Genomic DNA, 17297 nt, shown 5'->3' on the forward strand with positions numbered 1-17297 from the left:
GTGGGTAGACAGGGAAATCTTGCGGTCATCTCCGCATTCGGTATACGAGCCGGTCACCGTCCAGATGTTTCCTCTTCGATGGCGAAAGTGACGTACCGGGCGCGAGTGCCCCGCCCTTAGCCGGGTAGAGCCCCGCGGTGTTCACGCACCACCAGGCGACCCGCGGAGGAGAGAGCGACATGGTCGAGCAGCGGACGGTTCCCGAGCGAATGGACGAGGCGGATGTCATCGATCTTCTGCTGGCGCAGCACGCGCTGATCCGGGACCTGTTCGACGAGGTCGAGCAGGCGCCCGCGGAGCGGCGGGCGGAGGTGTTCGGGCGGCTGGTACGGCTGCTGGCCGTACACGAGACGGCCGAAGAGGAGGTCGTGCACCCCTACGCCCGCCGCAAACTGGACGGCGGTGGCGCCGTCGTGGACGACCGCCTGACCGAGGAGAACGAGGCCAAGCAGCTCCTGCTGCGGATGGACCAGGCCGGGGCCGACGATCCCGCCTTCATGGAGAACCTGCTGCTGCTCCGCACCGCCGTCGAGGCCCACGCGCGCAGCGAGGAGCGGTACGAGTTCCCCAAGCTGCGCGCCCACACCAGCGACGCCGAACGGCGGGGGATGGCCGCGGCCGTCAAGGCGGCGGAGGCCCTGGCGCCCACGCACCCGCATCCGGGCACCGAGTCGGCGGCCAAGAACGTGCTGATGGGCACCCCCATCGCGATCATGGACCGGGCCCGCGACGCGATCCGCCGCGCCAAGGGCGAACCCACCACGGGATGACCAGGGTCTTTGGCTAGGCTGGCCGCGAGGGGAGTACTTCCCAAGGGCCGGCCCGGTCAGTACGGACGTGACGTTGACGTCCCCGGGCGGACGCCCGCGCGAGCCGCGGGTGAAGGAGACCTCGGACGGCCGAACGCGTTCGAGGAGGCTCCATGCCCGTTGCGGTGTTCGCTCAGCCCGCCGATGCGACCACCATCGGATCACCCGCCCTGTGGGCGGTCACGCTGGCGGCGCTGGCCCTGCTTCTGGGCGCGGACTTCCTGCTGACCCGGCGCCCGCACGAAGTGCGCATGCGCGAGGCCGTGACCTGGTCGGTGTTCTACCTCGCGCTGCCCGTGGCCTTCGGGGTGTACCTGTGGCAGGCGTTCGGGACCGGCGTCGCGGTGGAGTTCTACACCGGGTTCGTGGTGGAGAAGTCGCTGTCGATCGACAACCTGTTCGTGTTCATGCTGCTGTTGTCGGCCTTCGCCGTCCCGCGCATCTACGCGCAGCGGGTGCTGCTGTACGGCATCATCGGCGCGCTCGCGCTACGTGCGATCTTCATCGCGCTGGGCGCCGCCGTACTGCGCAGCGGTACGTGGGCGTTCCTGCTGTTCGGCGCCATCCTGATCGTCACGGCCGGCAAGGTGCTGAGGGACGCCCTCGCCGGGCACGGGCAGCAGATCGACATCTCCCGGATGCGCTCGGTACGGCTGCTGCGCCGCCTCATGCCGGTCACCGACGACTACCGCGGCTCGCGCCTGGTGGTCCGTGAGAACGGCCGCCGCGCACTGACGCCGCTGGCCCTCGCCATGGTGGCGGTCTTCGGCACCGACATCGTCTTCGCCGTCGATTCCGTCCCGGCCGTGTACGGCATCACCGAAGATCCGTTCCTGGTCTTCGCCACCAACGCCTTCGCCCTGCTCGGCCTGCGGGCGCTGTACTTCGTCATGCAGCGCGTGCTGGCCAGGCTGCGCCATCTCAACCACGGCCTGGCCATCATCCTGGCGTTCATCGGCGTCAAGCTGGTGCTGCACTGGGCGCACGGCATCTGGCCGCGGATCCCGGAGATCCCCACCCTGGTGTCCCTCGGCGTGATCATCACGGTACTGGTCACCGTCACGTTCACCAGCATGGCCGCCGGCCGCGCCCCGTCCACCGTGGCCACCACCTCCGACCCGCCCTCTCGCCGCCCTTCGTGACGGAAAGACTTACTCGCCGCTGGAACAACACTTACCGGCGACGTTGATCACGCCATTCTCGCAGGCCGTACCGCGACGGCTACGCTCTGTGCCTGTCATGATCAAGCGGCTCGGATGGCGGGGGTGCCCGATGGGCGAATGGACAGACGAGGGCGCGCCGGACCGGCGGGCGGTGTTGCGGCTCGCCGCTCAGGCCACCGTCGCCGGGCTCGGCGCCGGCCTGTTGCCGGGAGCGGCCCAGGCCGCCGAGTCCGTCCCTGAGACACCACAGTCCCCCGACGAGCGAGCCTGGCGGGAACTGCGCGGCCTGCTCGGCGAGGGCGGCCGGCTGCGTCGCCCCGGCGAGTCCGGCTACCTCGAAACGGCCCTGCCCAAGAACCGCCGCTACGCCAACGTACGCCCGGCCGGAATCGTGAGCTGCCGCAGCACCCAGGGCGTCAGCGTGGCCGTGCGCTGGGCGCGCAAGCACGGCGTGTCGCTGGTGCCCCGCTCGGGCGGCCACAACTACGCGGGCCACTCCACCACCTACGGCCTGCTCGTGGACCTGTCCCCGATGAACTCCGTACGCCCCCGCCGCACCACCGGCCGCCCCCGCCTGATCGTCGGCGGCGGAGCCACCAACTCGCACGTCTACCAGAACCAGCGCTACGACCTGTACTTCCCCGGTGGCCGCTGCCCCGGCGTGGGCGTGGCGGGCCTCACCCTGGGCGGCGGCCTCGGCTTCAACGACCGCAAGTGGGGCATGACCTGCGACCTGCTCACCGAGACCGAGCTGGTGCTCGCCGACGGCACGGTGGTACGGGCCTCCGAGCGGGAGAACAGCGACCTGTTGTGGGCCTGCCAGGGCGGCGGAGGCGGCAATTTCGGGATAAACACCGAATTCACCTTCGGCGCAGTGGACGTCTCCCGCCTGGTCTCCACCGTCTTCGACCTGACCTTCGACGCGGAACACGGCGCGGCACTGCTCCGCTCACTACGGGAGATCATCGAACGCGACCGCCGGCACGACTTCGACTGCCGCCTCCAGTTCTCCGGCGCCAACGGCCGTACCGGCCCACAGGTCAACGTCCTCGGCCACTACCTCGGCCGCCGAGCCCCCCTCGAACGCCTGCTCGGCCCACTCCTCGCCCTCAACCCGACCCGCCGCTTCATCGACGAGCGTGGCTTCTGGCGCAGCCAGGAATACCTCCTCGCCCCCGCCGAGACCACCGCCCTGGTCTCCAGGTCGCTCGCCCCGAGCGGCTGGCCCGACGACGACGCCGCCGAGGCCATCATCGACTGGACCCGCCGCTGGCGCTCCCGCGGCCCGGGCAACACCGGCTACGTCACCCTGTTCGCCATGGGCGGCGCCACCGCCGAGGTCGCCCCCCGCGACACCGCCTTCCCCCACCGGAACGCGAAGTACATCTTCGACATCGGCGCCCACTGGGCCCAGAACGCCTCCGACTACGTCATCGACCAAAGCCTCGCCGCCGTCACCGAAATCTACGAAGACCTCCGCCACCGCGCCCACACCAGCGCCGCTTACGTCAACTTCCCCGACCCCACCCTCCGCCGCTGGTGGGACGCCTACTACGGCCCCAACTACCACCGCCTCACCAAGATCAAGCACCACTACGACCCGACCCGCTTCTTCCGCCACGCCCAGAGCATCGGCTCCGCCCTCACGGTCATGTGACCTACAGCCCGCTGCCGGTGCAGCTCAAGTACGCCGTGCCGTACGGCATCACGACAGGATGAGCACAGCGCCGCCTCTTTGGCATGAAACGGCCTGACATGAAACGGTCCGATGTGCAACGGTCAGACATGAAACGGACTGACGTGTAACGGGCTGACGTGAAAGGCCATCCATTGACCACCGGCACCTCCCCCCACCCGCAGGAGCACAGCGTCACCGGCCGCCTGCTCCGCCCTGGCGCGCTGGATGCGCCGGTGACCACGCTGCGGTTCTCCGCCTCGAGCGGGACCGTCGAGAGCGCCGAGCCGTCCCGCGACGGGGCGGCCAGGGTCATCGTCCCCGGACTGGTCAACGCGCACGCCCACTCCGGGATGGCGGTACTGCGGGGCCTCGGCGACGGCCTGGTCCTGGAAGACTGGCTGAAGGTCGTCATGGCCGCGGAGGACACGCTGACCGAGGATGACATGCGGTGGAGCCTGTCGCTGGCCATGTGCGAGATGATCCGCGCCGGGACGACGGCCTTCGCCGACATGTTCCACTGGACCGAGCCGCTGATCGACACGGTCATCGAGGTGGGATTGCGCGTATCGGCGGCGCCCGTGGTGCTCGGCGAGGGCATGACCCCCTACTCGGCCGCGGGCACGCTCGGCTTCCCGGCCCAGCTCGATCACATCGAACGGCTCGCCGCCCGCTACGCGTCCGAACCGCTCGTACGGATCGCCTTCGGGCCGCACGCCGTCTATACCTGCGGTGCCGATGTCTTCCGCGAGGTGGCCGAGCGAGCCGCGGCCGGCGGCCTGGGTGTCCACGTACACCTGTCGGAGACCTCGCATGAGGTCACCACCGCCCTGGCCGAACGGGGCGAGACGCCCATCGCGACCGCCGCGCGGACCGGACTGCTCGGCCCCTCGACGATCATCGCCCACGCGACCAAGGCCACGGCCGATGACATCCGGCTGATCCGCGAATCCGGCGCGACCGTCGCCCACAACCCCCAGTCGAACCTCAAACTGGGGTCGGGCATCGCCCCCGTGCGGTCCTTCCTCGACGCGGGCGTCCCAGTGGCCATCGGCACCGACGGGCCCGCCTCCAACGACTCCCTCGACCTCCTGCGCGACCTGCGCCTCGCGGTCTCCCTCCAGCGCGGCCTCGCCGAGCGCGCCGACGTATGGGACTCCGGCGACGCCCTGGCCGCCGCCACGGCGAACGGCGCGGCGGGCATCGGCTTCACCCCGACGACCCTCCTCCCCGGCGACCCCGCCGACCTGGTCGTCCTCGACACCTCCACAGCCCGCGCCCACCCCGTCCACTCCACCCACGCCTTCATCGCCTGGACCGCCACCGCGGCCGACATCCGCGACGTCTACGTCGCCGGCCGCCCCCTCCTCCTCAACGGCGACCTCCAAACCCTCGACGAGGAACGCGTCCTCTACGAAACCACCCGCATCGCCTCCCGCCTCGGCATTCGCTGAGCCAGGCAGGGATAGGGATGGAGTCCATCGCCTCCTCGACGCCCTGGACCGTCATGGCGATCCGAGACCTGTTAATGCAGGTCGGGCCGTGGCCGGTGCCCCGGTTGTGGCGCTACCCGGGCCGGCCCAGGCTGAGCCTGCGCACCCTGTACCGGCGTCTGCGCATCGTGGCGATCTGGCGGCGGCCCAAGCCGGTCCCCCGCGGGGATCCGGACCGCCGGCAGGTGGTGGCCTCCATCGCCGCCCGGCTGCGCCGATCACCGCGCGGGGCGCTGGTGTGGGCACGAGACCCATGTCAACCTGCTGCCGCACGTCCGTGCCACCTGGACGCTCCGCCCGCGCCGGCCCGAGATCGTCACACCTGGTCCAGTCCGATCGACGGCGGGCGGCCAGGTCGCGGCTCGTCGATCAGCCCGTCCAGCCGCAGGCGCAGGAACCGATGCGGCCACTTGGACATCGTCTCCGGGTGCACCCGCGACCGCCCGGCGATCCTCTTGTTGTCCTCACCATCCGCCCGCGCCGGCACGATTCTTCCCGCGCATTGCCAGGACCTGGTCACCGAGCCGCAGCACGTGCGTCGGCTCGCTGACCTCATCGATGGCCTATTCCAACCATTACAGCAAGGCAGTAAGCGTGAGCCATGTCGCTGCCCCGCCCCCCAACGCACCCGCGATGGTCTGGGCGGGTGTGTGGTCCCGGATCACCACTCGCGACCAGGCGATCGCCGCCGTCAGCACGACACCGGCCGCGTAGACGGGGACCGGCGGCAGGATCCAGGCGAGCATTACCACGCTGCCAGCCGCCACCGCCGTATGGAAACTGATCTTCCACCAGAACGTGATCGGGCCGGTCACGGCCAACGTAACGAGCATGGCGGCCACGCCCGCGACCATCACCGGCGGGGCGCCGAGCGTGACCATGAGGGTCATGGTGATGATCACCAGGGTGAAGATGACGCCGATCAGCCACGGTCGATGGGCACGGTCGGTGATGTGCTTGTCGACGAACCGGCCCGACCGGACACCTGCCGTGATCACTATGAGTGGGATCCCACCGCACAGCCCGGCGGCGAGCGCGCCCCAGCCGATGCCAGCCCAGCCGCCGGTGATCGCGCCCACGATCAGAGGTAACCCTATGACGAGGTGGGCGGGTGCGAACAGCTCCGTCACACCGCGGGCGAATCGGTTCTCCGCCTGCCGATCTGCTGGTAAGCCACTGAGACGTGCCGAAGCCACGTTGTCTCCCTTTCGATGTCATCGGCGAAATCCGGTCCCGGCATGATTCCAGACAACGCGCCTGTCTCTTGCCCGGAACAAGCCTGCTGCAATGAGGATGCGACCCACGCCGCCACTTCACGCGGATCGCCACTCGCTGGTGGCGGGGCAACGGAGGTCAGTGACAGCATTCCGTCGCGTATCTCCAGCACCCGCCGGTACAGCCGGACCTGAAGTGTGCCCTCCATACCCAGCACCACCTCGGGATACTGCCGGGTCAGGGCCCCCCACAGCGGACGCAGTTCTCTCAGCGCTCGGGCTTGACGAAGGCGGGTGGACGCTGCCCGCCACGCCGGGATCGATGTCCCGGAAGTGATCCCCACGATGCAAAGCAAGAACGTCGCCGCCGTCAACGGCCAGAGCACCTCCTCGACGAACGTTCACGTCGTACTCACCCAGGCCGACCGGCTCCCCGGCGAGCCACCCCGCCGCGCCGCGATCGCTCCTCCCCGTTGGCTACCGGAACGGCACTGGATCGGCTCGCCGGTGCCGCGCCCGAGCGACGGCGCCTGAGCCGGTCGCCGATTGAGGCCGGCACGACCCATCACGACCACGCGGTGGCACGGCGTGCCCGCACGCCCTTGTTCGCGCCGCCAAGGACCTTGGAGACATCGATGCCAACGAACGTTTCCCTCATGATCGGCAACGACATCCAGATCGAACGCGTCCGCGCGCTGGACCCGCTCGCCGCCGACCGACATCGGAATGTTCCTCGGCTCGCTGAAACGACACGGTGTGCAACCGGCCGAGGCCGTGCCCGACGTCGTCCCGATACTGATCGAGCTGGGCGCGCGTACCGACATGGTCCCCAGGGACACCGTGCACCACTACTGCACCTGGAACCCCATTGATGAACGTCGGCGCATGTACACCGGCGACCAGCAGGAGAACCACCTCCAGGAGTCGGTCCGCATGGTCTTCCCGCACCTGCGGGCCGGGCTCGAACTGTGCGACCTGCTGGGCGCCTTTGAGCCGGCCGACCCCAAGTTCGCGGTGCTGACCGACGCGCTGAACGGCGAACTGCGCTGGATGGCCGAGTCGATCGACCTGGTGCTGGCGAAGGTGAGCCCGGTGTTCTTCGCCAGGATCCTCCGCCCGTACTTCGAGGAGATCGACGTGGGCGAGCGCACCTATCTCGGCCCGGCCGCAGCCCAGGTGCCGTTATGGCTGATCGACCAGGCGATCTGGGCGTCCGACCGCAGCGAGCCCGGCTACGAGGAGTTTCTTCGCGATTCCGTGCCCTACAGTCTGCCCCGATGGCGCGAGTTGTACGACACCTGGGTGTCGTGCCCGTCGGCCGTCACCCGCCTCCTCGACGCGTTCGGCAGTGATCCCCACGAGGCCGGGCCGGCGCTGACATCCTCAGCCGCGGCCATCGCGCGGATGCTGCGGACGGTGATCATCTTCCGTGGCCGGCATCTGGGCATCGCCCGCCAGGCGTACAAGGAGGAGGTCCGGCTCTATTCGGTGGGCAGCGGGGGCGCGAGCATCGATCTGCTGCACGACATCATCACACTGACCCGCGAGAACGCCCAGCTCATGAAGACCGCGACGGAGCAGCGCAGCGCCGATCCCGAAACGAGGGGAGCGAGCGCGTGAGGCGGATGAGGATCGTCATCGCGGGCGCGGGGATCGGTGGCCTCACCGCCGCGCTGAGCCTGCACACCGCCGGGTTCACCGATGTCACACTGCTGGAGGCGGCGGCCACCATCAAACCGATCGGCGTCGGGCTGAACATCCTGCCCAACGCGGTGCGCGAACTCTACGACCTGGGCCTTGGGGAACGGCTGAGCGCCGTCGCCGTGGAGACCGGCAGCTTGTCCTACTACAACCGGTTCGGGACGCTGATCTGGAACGAGCCCCGGGGGAGGGGCGCGGGACACCGTTGGCCCCAGTTGTCCATCCACCGGGGACGGTTGCAGGCCGTATTGCTGGACGCCGTGCGAGCGCGCTTCGGACCGCACGTCGTGATGCCCGCCACCCGGGTGACCGGATTCGCCTCCCTGCCCGATGGCACGGTGGAGATCCATGCCTCCGGAGGCGCCTCCTTGCTCACCGCCGACGTGCTGATCGGGGCGGACGGGATCCACTCCAGTGTGCGCGCCGCGATGTATCCCGGCGAGGGCCCGCCACATTGGAACGGGCTGCTCGTCTGGCGCGGAAGTACCTGGGCGGAGCCGTTCCTCGACGGACGAACGATGATCATCGCAGGCGACCGGCGGCGGCGCGCGGTCGTCTACCCCATGATCGACTCCGATGACACCGGCAAGGTGCTGATGAACTGGGCGGTTGCCCGCCCGGCCGGAATGGGGGAGTTCCCCGAGCGTGCCGACTGGAACCGCCCGGTGGGCCACGAACGGTTCCTGGCAGGCTTCGACGACCTGCGGTTCGACTGGCTGGACCTCCCCGGGCTGATCCGGTCGGGCCAGGAGGCCCTGGAGTACCCGATGGTGGACCGCGACCCGCTGCCTGCCTGGACCTCCGGCCGGGTCATCCTGCTCGGCGACGCCGCACACGCCATGTACCCAATGGGGTCTAACGGGGCCACGCAGTCGATCGTGGACGGCAGGGCCCTGGCGGAGGCGCTCGCCGGCCATGATGATCCCAGCGAGGCGCTCGCCGTTTACGAGGCCGGGCGCAGGCCGCTCACCACGGCGTTACAGGAGATCAACCGCCGGATGGGCCCAGAGATCGTCATCAACATCGCCGACGAGCGCGCCCCGGAGGGCTTTGACTCGATCGACACCGTGATCCCACCGAAGGAACTGGCCCAAATCTCAGAGAGCTACGCCAGACTCGGCGGATTCGACCCCGGCATGGTCAACGCGCGGTCGTCGCATCGTTCCGAGCCCGCCGACGCCGCTGGAGGCCTCGTATGAGGATCGCCGTATATTCCGATATTTCGTGTCCCTGGTGCTACATCGCCTCGCGCGCCCTGCGCTGTGCGATCGGCGCATTCGAGGGGGCGGACGACCTTGAACTGGTCGCCCGGCCGTACCAGATCGATGGGGAGCGACCGGCCGAGCCGACCCCAATGCTGGAGTTCCTGGCTGCGAAGTACGGCCACGACCGCGCCATGGAGATGAGCCGCGAGGTCACCGAGACCGGCGCCCGGGTGGGCATCGAGTTCGACAACGCGTCCGGCTTCGCCGTCAACACGCTGCAAGCGCACCGCATGCTCTACCTCGTCGGCGGCGAGTACGGCTGGCGGACCCGGCTGGAGCTGGAAGAACAGCTCTTCGCCGCCTGGTTCACGCACGGCGGGAACGTCGCCGACCAGGAGGTCCTGGTGGGTTGCGCCAAATGGGCGGGCGTGCCGCGCGATGTCGCGGAGCGGTTCGCCGGCTCCGATGAAGGGCTGATGGAGGTCCGTGCGCTGATCGCCGCCGCCCGTGACGAGGTACGCGTCGTGCCGACGGTCGTGTTCGGCTCGCGTACCACCATCGAGAACGCCCAGCACCCGCAGATCTATCTCGACGCAATGCGGTCCATGGCCGCGGTGTGACGGAGGAGTATCCGATGACCAACACATCCCGCCGGCGATTCCTGGCTGGCGCCGCTGCCGGGACCGGAGCCGCCATTGCGGCGGTTTCTCCAGCATCCCCTGCCATCGCCGCCGTGCCCCCGGCCCTGACCCCCGCTCCCCTCGCGGGCGTGGGGCGGCGGGGGGCGGATACGGCCCGCTGAACCGTGTCTTCGGCCTGACCGTAGATCACCTGGCCGCGGTCGAGGTCGTGGTGGCGGACCGGCCTGGCCGAGCCCGTACGGTCGTGGCCACGCGCGGCTCCCGCGACCCTGGCCGGGACCTGTGGTGGGCGCACACCGGAGGCGGCGGGGGCAATTTCGGCATCGTCACCCGCTATTGGTTTCGCAGCCCGGAGGCGTCCGGCGAAGATCCCCGCCGGCTGCTTCCCCGCCCTCCCTCCGAGGTACTGGCCTGCACCGTCGTCTGGCCGTGGGACCAACTCGGCGAGCGGGCGTTCGTCCGCCTGGTCCGCAACTACAGCGGGTGGTTCGCAGCAGCGGAGGCCCCGCGGTCACCGGACGACCACCTTTACACGCACCTGGCGACCTTCCACGCGGCAGGCGGCGCGGTCGCGCTCAATGTGCAGCTCGCCGCCACGCCGTCCGACGCGGACCGGCGTCTGGACGCGTTCCTGGCCGCGGTCAACGACGGCGTGGGCGTGGCCTTCCAGATCAGGGAGCGCACCCGCCTGCCCTGGCTGCTCGGCACCCAGTGGCAGGGCCTCGCTGACCGGCCGGTGGCCAAGCGGATCAAGGGCAAGTCGGCGACGCACCGCACCGTGATCTCCGAAGCCGCGGCCACTGCGATCTATCGCAATCTGACGAGGACCGACTACACGCACCCGGGTAGCGGCATCCTGATCGCTCCGTACGGTGGGCGGGTCGCCGCGGTGCCACCGGGAGCGACGGCCGTGCCACATCGGGACTGTGCGCTGATCCTGCTCTACGTGAGCGAGTGGGGCGACCCCGCCCAGGACGACCTGCACATCGGCTTCCAACGACGGCTCTACCAGGAGGTGTACGCGGCCACCGGCGGCGTCCCGGTGCCCGGCGGGGATACCGGCGGCGCCTACATCAACTACCCGGACATCGACCTTGCGGATCCGCGCTGGAACGCCAGCGGAGTGCCATGGCATGAGCTGTACTACCGGGACGGCCATGCCCGGCTGCGGCGGGTCAAGGCCCGGTGGGACCCGCACGATGTGTTCAGGCACCGCCTGTCGGTGGCCCCGGCGGGTCCAACTGGGCAGTGACTCGTCGATACCACTCTCGAAGGCGACCTCGACCTGCATCGTTACACAGCCGTGGGTCCCTGACCCGCTGCGCCCACGTCAAGGGCTGTCGCGCGGCGGTCACCTATGATTTCATATATGAAATAGGCACGGCATGTCGCCGTGCCGGAGCACCGTTCGGTACGGAGGTGCGGGCCATGGCCGTTCTGGTCCGGACGACCGATGTGGCGATGCGGGAGCGCGAGGAACTTTGGCGGCATGCGGTGTCCCGGTCCTTCGTCCCCCTTGACTTCGAGTTCCGTGGCGCCGGTGGCTTCGCCGGTGAGATCGCCGGTAAGACGCTCGGCAGCGTGATGGTCACCGAGGTGACCGCGGCGGCGCACCGCGCCGAGCGCACCGAGAAACACATCATGCGCTCCGACGAGGCCGGATTCTACAAGCTGAGCCTTCCCACCAGCGGGCGTGTGCGGATCGCCCAGGACGGGCGGGAGGCATCGCTGCTGCCCGGCGATATCGCGATCTACGACACGAGCCGGCCGTACCAGGTCACCTTCGACGGCACCTGCCGGGTGATCATGGTCATGTTCCCGCACCGCGAGCTGCGCCTGCCGGGCGACGCGATCCGCGAGGTCACCGCCCGGCGGGTCTTCGGCGGGCGGGGGCTGGGCGGGGTGGTCTCGCCCATGCTGGTGAACCTGGCCGGCCACATCGACGAGGTCGGCGACTCCCACCCGATGCGGCTCGCGGACAACGTCGTCGACCTGATCGGCACCCTGTACGCCTCCCTGCTGGGCGAGTGCGCCGACGCCTCCGACTCGATGCGCATGCTGCTCACCCGGGCCAAGATGTTCATCGCGCGGCACCTTGAGGAGCCCGGCCTCGGGCCTGAGGCGATCGCCGCGGCCTGCTACGTGTCCACCGGATACCTGCACAAGCTGTTCCGCGCCGAGGGCATGTCGGTGGGACGGTACATCCGCGAGCGTCGCCTGGAGCAGTGCCGCCGCGACCTGCTCGACCCCGGCTCGCGCGAGGTCGCCGTCAGCGCCATCGGCGCGCGCTGGGGCTTCGCCGACGCCGCGCACTTCAGCAGGGTGTTCAAGACGAGCTACGGCCTCGCCCCCCGCGAGTACCGGCTCAGCCGCGACGTCATTCCGGCCGGTGCTCTCTCCGATGTCTCCTGACGCCCCGGACGCCCCGGACGCCCCGGACGCCACGGCGGACGGCTTCACCGGTGACCTCGCCGGCAACCGGCTGCCGCGCACCGACCGGCTCGCGGGCCGTGAACTGCGGGTCGTCGAAGCCTCCCAGGACGACCTCGTGCTGCGCTTCCGCACCGGCGACGTCGTCGAGTGGCGGCGCGGCGCGCACGGCGGCACGGACTGGTACGAGGCGATCGAGGCCCGCCCCGGGGTGTGGTTCCTGACCCTCCGCCGCCAGGACGACCCCCGGCACGCCGACGTGCTCGTCGTGCGCGAGGACACCGGCCGTACGCTGCGCGTCGCCTCGGACGTCGCGCCCGAGCCGACACCCGGGTGGCCGCGCGTCGGCCAGACCTTCACGCCAGGAACCCTCGCCGCCTCCGAGGCGACCGGCGCGGAGCCGGGTCCGACCCGCGACCTCATCGGCCTGCGGGCGCTGTACCGATACGGTCCCGGCCTCGTGTACGAGCACGTCTACCTGAGCAGCGAACGGTACGCGTGGCAGTGCCTGGCCGGCGCGCAGCGCGGCCAGGGCGACGTCGATCTCGCCGCCACCTGGTCCCTCGGCGACGGCCTGTACGTCTTCACGTTCCGCGAGTTCCTCATCCCGGTCGCCACCACCTGGCTGTACGACTTCCGCGCGATGCGCACCACCGGCACGTTCCTCGCCCTCGGCGCGGACGACACGGTGACCTGCGGCGCGGGCGGGGCGTTCATCACCGAGCTTGGCCGGGTCCGCTATCCCGACGAGCAACCCGTGTAGTGACCGCCGGCCGTGACGACGGGGAACACCGGCTCCCTCACTCGGGCCGTTCGCGTTGAGCGGCAGGTCCCTGCGGCTCCGTGACGTCGTCCGCCAGGGCCTGGCGGCGGCCGGGGAGCGCGACGAATCGGTACGCGGCCCAGGCCGCCACGCGGGCGGCCGAGATCCCGCAGGTCATGGCGAGAGCGCTCGCGCCGCCGATCGAGGCGGCCGGGGCGAGCAGCGCCCCGAGCAGGAAGCCGCTGCTGCCGAGCAGCGCCGCTGCCGTCCCCGCGTTGGCGGAGTGACGGGCGAGCGCCAGCGCCGTCGCGTTGGGAGAGGCCAGCCCGCCCGTCGCGACCGTCAGGAACAGGGCGGGCAGGAACACCGACAAAGGCGCGTGCAGCACCGCGGCGGCCAGGCAGAACAGGCTCGCGCCGACGGCCACCAGCGCGCCGCCGACCAGCAGCGGTTCCGGTTTCAGCCGGCGCAGCAGCACCGCGTTCACGTACCCGCTCAGCACCAGGCCCACCGAGTTGACGCCGAAGATCAACGAGAACGCCTGCGCGCTCACGCCGTAGCCGCCTTCGAGCACGAACGCGCTGACCGAGATATAGATGAACAGCGCCGCCCCGCCGACGCTCGACCCGAGCGTGCAGCCGACGAACACCCGGTCGCGCGCCACAGAGGCGAAGCCCACGCGTACCCGCCGCAGCCCGCCGACGTGCCGCAGCTCCGGCCTGAGCGTCTCCGGCAGCGCGGTCACCGCGACCAGCAGCAGCACCGAGATCGCGCCGAGCGTGACGAAGATCCCGCGCCAGTCCGTCACGTACAGCAGTTGCCCGCCCAGCACCGGCGCCACGATGGGCGCGACTCCGCTGACGAGCATCAGCAGGGACAGGATGCGCGCCATCCGCTGCCCCTCGTACATGTCACGGACCATCGCCGCGACGATCACCATGCCGGCCGCCCCGGCCAGCCCCTGCACGAGACGCAGGGCGTTCAGCGCCGCGATCGAGGGGGCGGCGGCGCACAGCAGCGACACGATCGCGTACGTGGCCACGCCGACGAACAGCGGGCGCTTGCGTCCGATCCTGTCGCTGAGCGGCCCGATGAAGAGCTGCCCGGCCGCCAGGCCGATCAGGCACGTCGAGATGCTCCACTGCGCGGCGCTGTCGGAGGCGTCGAGCTGGCGGGCCAGTTCGGGCAGCGCGGGAAGGTACAGGTCGATCGACAGCGGGCCGAACGTCGACAGGGCGCCCATGACGAGCAGCCGGCGGCGGCGATGCCGCGCCGGGACCGGCCCGGTGGACTGGTGGTCGCTCACGCGGGCGTGCGCCCTCCCGCGGCCGGGCGGCCCGCCCCGGGGAGCGGCCGTCGTGGGAGCCTCGCTCGGCTCATGGAAAGCCCCTTTTCCTTGCTGCGCCGGGGAAGAGGGTGGGACGCCGTCCAACCCATGTCGGCAGGCACCAGGTGGGGGGAGTGCCCAAAAGACAGCGCAATCGTATACGCCATCAATATGGGGCAGGGTGTCAACCAGTGCGGCACAAATGTCATTCCTGACGGAAGGCCCTGGATATCGGGCACGATTCCCGATTGAATTCCGGTCGCCGATGCGGCGGACGGATCTCAGTGACACATCGGGTGACGCCGGTGTCTTGCCGGCGGACCTGACTCCAGACCAAATTGCATAACGATCTATGATGTTCTCCGCGCGGTGGCGATCCGCTCGCCGGCCGCCCGCCGCGATTTCGCCGAGGAGTCCCCGATGTCCTCCCACCCGACGGCGACCGCCGCCGATCCCAGCCCCATCGTCAACGTCGCCACCGGCTTCATGGCGGCCAAACAGCTCTTCGCCGCCAGCGAGGTCGGCCTCTTCGCCGCCCTGGCCGACGGTCCCCTGACCCCGGCCGAGCTGGCCGGCCGGACCGGGATACCAGAGCGGTCCGCCCGGATCCTCGCCGACGCCATGGCCGGTCTGGGCCTGCTGGCCTTCGACGGAGCCCGGTACCGGAACGAGGCCGCGGCCGACGCCTACCTGGCGGGCCGAAAAGGCCCCCTGGACCTGCGGGCCTTCCTCACCTTCTGGGATCAGGTGAGCTACCCGCACTGGCGTTCGTACACCGGCTCCGTGCGCGCGGCGGCGCCCTCGCCGTTCGACACGTCCGCCTCCGTGGGGGCGGACGTCTTCCGCAACGGGGTCTCGGCCTACAACGCGCTGCACGCGCTGATGCTGGCCGAGCACTACGACTTCGGCGCGCACACCCGCGTCGTCGATCTCGCGGGCCTGTCCGTGGAGTTCGTCGTCCAGGCCGCGGCCCGCAACCCCCGGCTGCACGCGGTCTTCGTGGCGCCGGAGCCGCCCGGCCCGGACGCCGTGGACGAGCGCTACCGCGACCGCGTGGCGTTCCACGCCGCCGACCCGCTCACCGACCCGGTTCCCGGCCGGTACGACCTGGTGCTGCTGGAGCACGTCGCCCACCGCTTCGACGCCGCCGACAACCGCGCCTTCCTGCGCCGGGCGCGGGAGATCGTGGAGCCCGGCGGCAGGCTCCTGCTCGTCGACTTCTTCCTGGACGCCGCGGGCGGGCGCAGGCTCGACCCTCTGCTGGCCGGGGAGTACCTGGTCGTGGACGGGACCGTCGTCTATCCCGAGGACGAGGTGCGCGGCTGGCTGGCCGAGACCGGCTGGCGATGGCTGGAGACGCGCGAACTGCCGGGCAGCCCGCGCGTCGTGATCGCGGAAGCGGTCTGACCGGCGGCCCCGACGACCTCCACTCGACCAGAGAAGGGCTTGACATGACCAATGTGTTCACCCGTCCGCTCGGCCGCGACGGCTTCCAGGTGCCCGCTCTGACCCTGGGGTCCTGGCACACCTGGGACCGCACGCCGTTCGAGGAGACCGTCAACGTCATCAGGGCCGCGGTGGACGCCGGGGCGTCGTACTTCGACGTCGGCGTCTACCGCGCCATGGAGCCCGGACAGCCGGACTCGCCCACCGACGTCATCTTCGGCCGCGCCGTCCAGGCCGCCGGCGTCGCGCGGGACGACTACGTGCTCCAGGTGAAGAGCTGGGTGGAGCGCAGCGGCAGCGCCGAGGACATCGTCGCCCAATTCGACCAGGCCGTGTTCCGCATCGGCACCGACCACGCGGAGATCGTGGTGTTCGGTGACCTGGTCGGCGAACACGTGCCGTACGAGGTGATCGCCGAGGGCGCTGCGGCGCTCGTGGCGAGCGGGCGGGTGCGCCACTGGGGCGTCAACAACTGGTCGGCCACCGAGATCCGGAAGATCGTGGCGGCGGCGGAGAAGGCGGGCCTGGTACCGCCGGCGCTCGCCCAGCTCAAGTACAATGTGGTGCGCCGCTCGATCGCCGAGGGCGAGCCGTTCCGCGGTGTCATCGCCGACCACGGGCTGAAGGTGCAGGCGTCCGACGCGCTGGAGGGCGGTTTCCTGCTCGGTAACCCCCGGCGGCGGCCCACGGGGAACGACCCGGGCGACATCCACGGCCTCGTCGAGGAGGCCAGGCCGAGGCTGCGGGCGCTGGCCGGGGAGCTGGGGGGCACCCTGGCGCAGCTCTGCCTGGCGTACGTGCTCACCAACGACGACCTGTGCTCGATCGTCGTCGGCGCGCGCACGACGGAGCAGATCGGTGACGACCTGGGCGCGTTCGACCTGCTGGAGCGGGTCGGCGCCGACCGGCTGCGGGAGCTGCTGGCCCCGTACTGGCTCGACAAGGGCCGGGTGGACCCGGAGAGCTCCTGGTCGTCCGTGCCGGACGACGATCCGGTGAAGTACGCCCTGATCCTCCCCGACGCGTAGCGGTCCGCGCGCCCCGCCGGAAGCGGGGCGCGCGGCCGTCTCGCCGGGTCAGTCCGCCGGAGCCGCGCCCGCGCCCTGCTCGGTGCCGGGCGTGCTGTCGGCGCGGACCCACCGGACGACCAGCTCGTCCTTCGCGCCGAAGCGGACCAGGTGCCGTCCCACGACGTCCTCCAGCCCGGCCATCTCGTCGGCGTCGCCGTCCAGCCGCAGCTCAAGGGCCCCCTCGGCGCAGGTGACCTCGGTACGGCCCGCGCCGAGCACGATCCAGCCCGAGTCCGACTCCTCCGACCACTCCCCGCCCTGGTGGCGGCCCAGGTGGTTCACCAGTTGCTTGCCGTACCGGCCCGGGCGGTCGGTCGCGACCGTTGCCGTGCTCGTCGTGCGTGTCACTCATTTCACCTT

18 protein-coding genes and 1 pseudogene are annotated in these 17297 nt (G+C 70.5%); 14 read left to right on the forward strand and 5 right to left on the reverse strand.

The annotated features are described in order from the left end of the window. Positions 1 to 179: 179 nt before the first annotated feature. From ACH34R_RS34550 to ACH34R_RS34570, 5 genes and pseudogenes are all read left to right on the forward strand, one after another. Positions 180 to 770: a hemerythrin domain-containing protein gene (locus tag ACH34R_RS34550; protein ID WP_397565759.1), complete on the forward strand. Its 591-nt coding sequence runs from the start codon at positions 180 to 182 to the stop codon at positions 768 to 770. 152 nt (positions 771 to 922) lie between these two features. Then, entirely contained in the window at positions 923 to 1951 is a 1029-nt protein-coding gene (locus tag ACH34R_RS34555; RefSeq protein ID WP_397565760.1) for a TerC/Alx family metal homeostasis membrane protein, read from the forward strand. A gap of 130 nt (positions 1952 to 2081) precedes the next feature. After that, positions 2082 to 3629: an FAD-binding oxidoreductase gene (locus tag ACH34R_RS34560; RefSeq protein ID WP_397565761.1), complete on the forward strand. Its 1548-nt coding sequence runs from the start codon at positions 2082 to 2084 to the stop codon at positions 3627 to 3629. A gap of 173 nt (positions 3630 to 3802) precedes the next feature. Continuing rightward, entirely contained in the window at positions 3803 to 5101 is a 1299-nt protein-coding gene (locus ACH34R_RS34565) for an amidohydrolase family protein (protein ID WP_397565762.1), read from the forward strand. Positions 5102 to 5169: 68 nt separating this feature from the next. After that, positions 5170 to 5476, forward strand: a pseudogene (locus ACH34R_RS34570) (IS630 family transposase); the annotation flags it as partial. Here the strand turns inward: ACH34R_RS34570 and ACH34R_RS34575 are convergent. The 3 genes from ACH34R_RS34575 to ACH34R_RS34585 form a co-directional block, all read right to left on the reverse strand. Further along, positions 5457 to 5627, reverse strand: coding sequence for a hypothetical protein (locus ACH34R_RS34575; RefSeq protein WP_397565894.1), 171 nt, complete (start codon positions 5625 to 5627; stop codon positions 5457 to 5459). The pseudogene ACH34R_RS34570 and the gene ACH34R_RS34575 overlap by 20 nt on opposite strands. Positions 5628 to 5715: 88 nt before the next feature. Then, positions 5716 to 6270, reverse strand: a complete 555-nt coding sequence (locus ACH34R_RS34580; protein ID WP_397565763.1) for a phosphatase PAP2 family protein — start codon at positions 6268 to 6270, stop codon at positions 5716 to 5718. After that, complete coding sequence (locus ACH34R_RS34585; protein WP_397565764.1) at positions 6267 to 6740, reverse strand: DUF6545 domain-containing protein; 474 nt, start codon at positions 6738 to 6740, stop codon at positions 6267 to 6269. The genes ACH34R_RS34580 and ACH34R_RS34585 overlap by 4 nt, the downstream gene beginning before the upstream one ends. Here ACH34R_RS34585 and ACH34R_RS34590 point away from each other — a divergent pair. From ACH34R_RS34590 to ACH34R_RS34620, 7 genes are all read left to right on the forward strand, one after another. Beyond that, a complete protein-coding gene (locus ACH34R_RS34590) occupies positions 6649 to 6888 on the forward strand; it encodes a hypothetical protein (RefSeq protein WP_397565895.1) in 240 nt (79 codons plus the stop codon). The two genes, ACH34R_RS34585 and ACH34R_RS34590, sit on opposite strands and share 92 nt — an antisense overlap. Positions 6889 to 7080: 192 nt before the next feature. Beyond that, positions 7081 to 7974: a monodechloroaminopyrrolnitrin synthase PrnB family protein gene (locus ACH34R_RS34595; RefSeq protein ID WP_397565765.1), complete on the forward strand. Its 894-nt coding sequence runs from the start codon at positions 7081 to 7083 to the stop codon at positions 7972 to 7974. 5 nt (positions 7975 to 7979) lie between these two features. Then, positions 7980 to 9254, forward strand: coding sequence for a flavin-dependent oxidoreductase (locus ACH34R_RS34600; protein WP_397565890.1), 1275 nt, complete (start codon positions 7980 to 7982; stop codon positions 9252 to 9254). Then, positions 9251 to 9880: a DsbA family oxidoreductase gene (locus ACH34R_RS34605; protein WP_397565766.1), complete on the forward strand. Its 630-nt coding sequence runs from the start codon at positions 9251 to 9253 to the stop codon at positions 9878 to 9880. Before ACH34R_RS34600 ends, ACH34R_RS34605 begins: the two co-directional genes overlap by 4 nt. Before the next feature lie 265 nt (positions 9881 to 10145). Beyond that, entirely contained in the window at positions 10146 to 11153 is a 1008-nt protein-coding gene (locus tag ACH34R_RS34610) for a BBE domain-containing protein (RefSeq protein WP_397565767.1), read from the forward strand. Between the two features lie 176 nt (positions 11154 to 11329). Further along, positions 11330 to 12313 (forward strand): helix-turn-helix domain-containing protein, encoded by a 984-nt coding sequence (locus tag ACH34R_RS34615; protein ID WP_397565768.1) that lies wholly within the window; start codon positions 11330 to 11332, stop codon positions 12311 to 12313. Next, positions 12303 to 13094: a MoaF C-terminal domain-containing protein gene (locus ACH34R_RS34620; protein WP_397565769.1), complete on the forward strand. Its 792-nt coding sequence runs from the start codon at positions 12303 to 12305 to the stop codon at positions 13092 to 13094. Before ACH34R_RS34615 ends, ACH34R_RS34620 begins: the two co-directional genes overlap by 11 nt. A gap of 37 nt (positions 13095 to 13131) precedes the next feature. Here ACH34R_RS34620 and ACH34R_RS34625 read toward each other — a convergent pair whose 3' ends face one another. Continuing rightward, positions 13132 to 14400, reverse strand: a complete 1269-nt coding sequence (locus tag ACH34R_RS34625) for a multidrug effflux MFS transporter (protein ID WP_397565770.1) — start codon at positions 14398 to 14400, stop codon at positions 13132 to 13134. Between the two features lie 441 nt (positions 14401 to 14841). On the opposite strand from ACH34R_RS34625, the gene ACH34R_RS34630 reads away from it, so the two are divergent. Both ACH34R_RS34630 and ACH34R_RS34635 read left to right on the forward strand, forming a co-directional pair. Further along, complete coding sequence (locus ACH34R_RS34630; RefSeq protein WP_397565771.1) at positions 14842 to 15828, forward strand: methyltransferase dimerization domain-containing protein; 987 nt, start codon at positions 14842 to 14844, stop codon at positions 15826 to 15828. 44 nt (positions 15829 to 15872) lie between these two features. Then, the gene (locus ACH34R_RS34635; protein WP_397565772.1) at positions 15873 to 16895 is read left to right on the forward strand and encodes an aldo/keto reductase; all 1023 of its coding nucleotides are present in this window, start codon (positions 15873 to 15875) and stop codon (positions 16893 to 16895) included. Positions 16896 to 16943: 48 nt separating this feature from the next. Here the strand turns inward: ACH34R_RS34635 and ACH34R_RS34640 are convergent, their stop codons facing one another. Then, positions 16944 to 17285 (reverse strand): DUF2218 domain-containing protein, encoded by a 342-nt coding sequence (locus ACH34R_RS34640; RefSeq protein WP_397565773.1) that lies wholly within the window; start codon positions 17283 to 17285, stop codon positions 16944 to 16946. Between the last annotated feature and the right edge of the window lie 12 nt (positions 17286 to 17297).

The organism is Spongiactinospora sp. 9N601 (assembly GCF_044326295.1).
In the GTDB taxonomy this organism is placed as follows: domain Bacteria; phylum Actinomycetota; class Actinomycetes; order Streptosporangiales; family Streptosporangiaceae; genus Spongiactinospora; species Spongiactinospora gelatinilytica.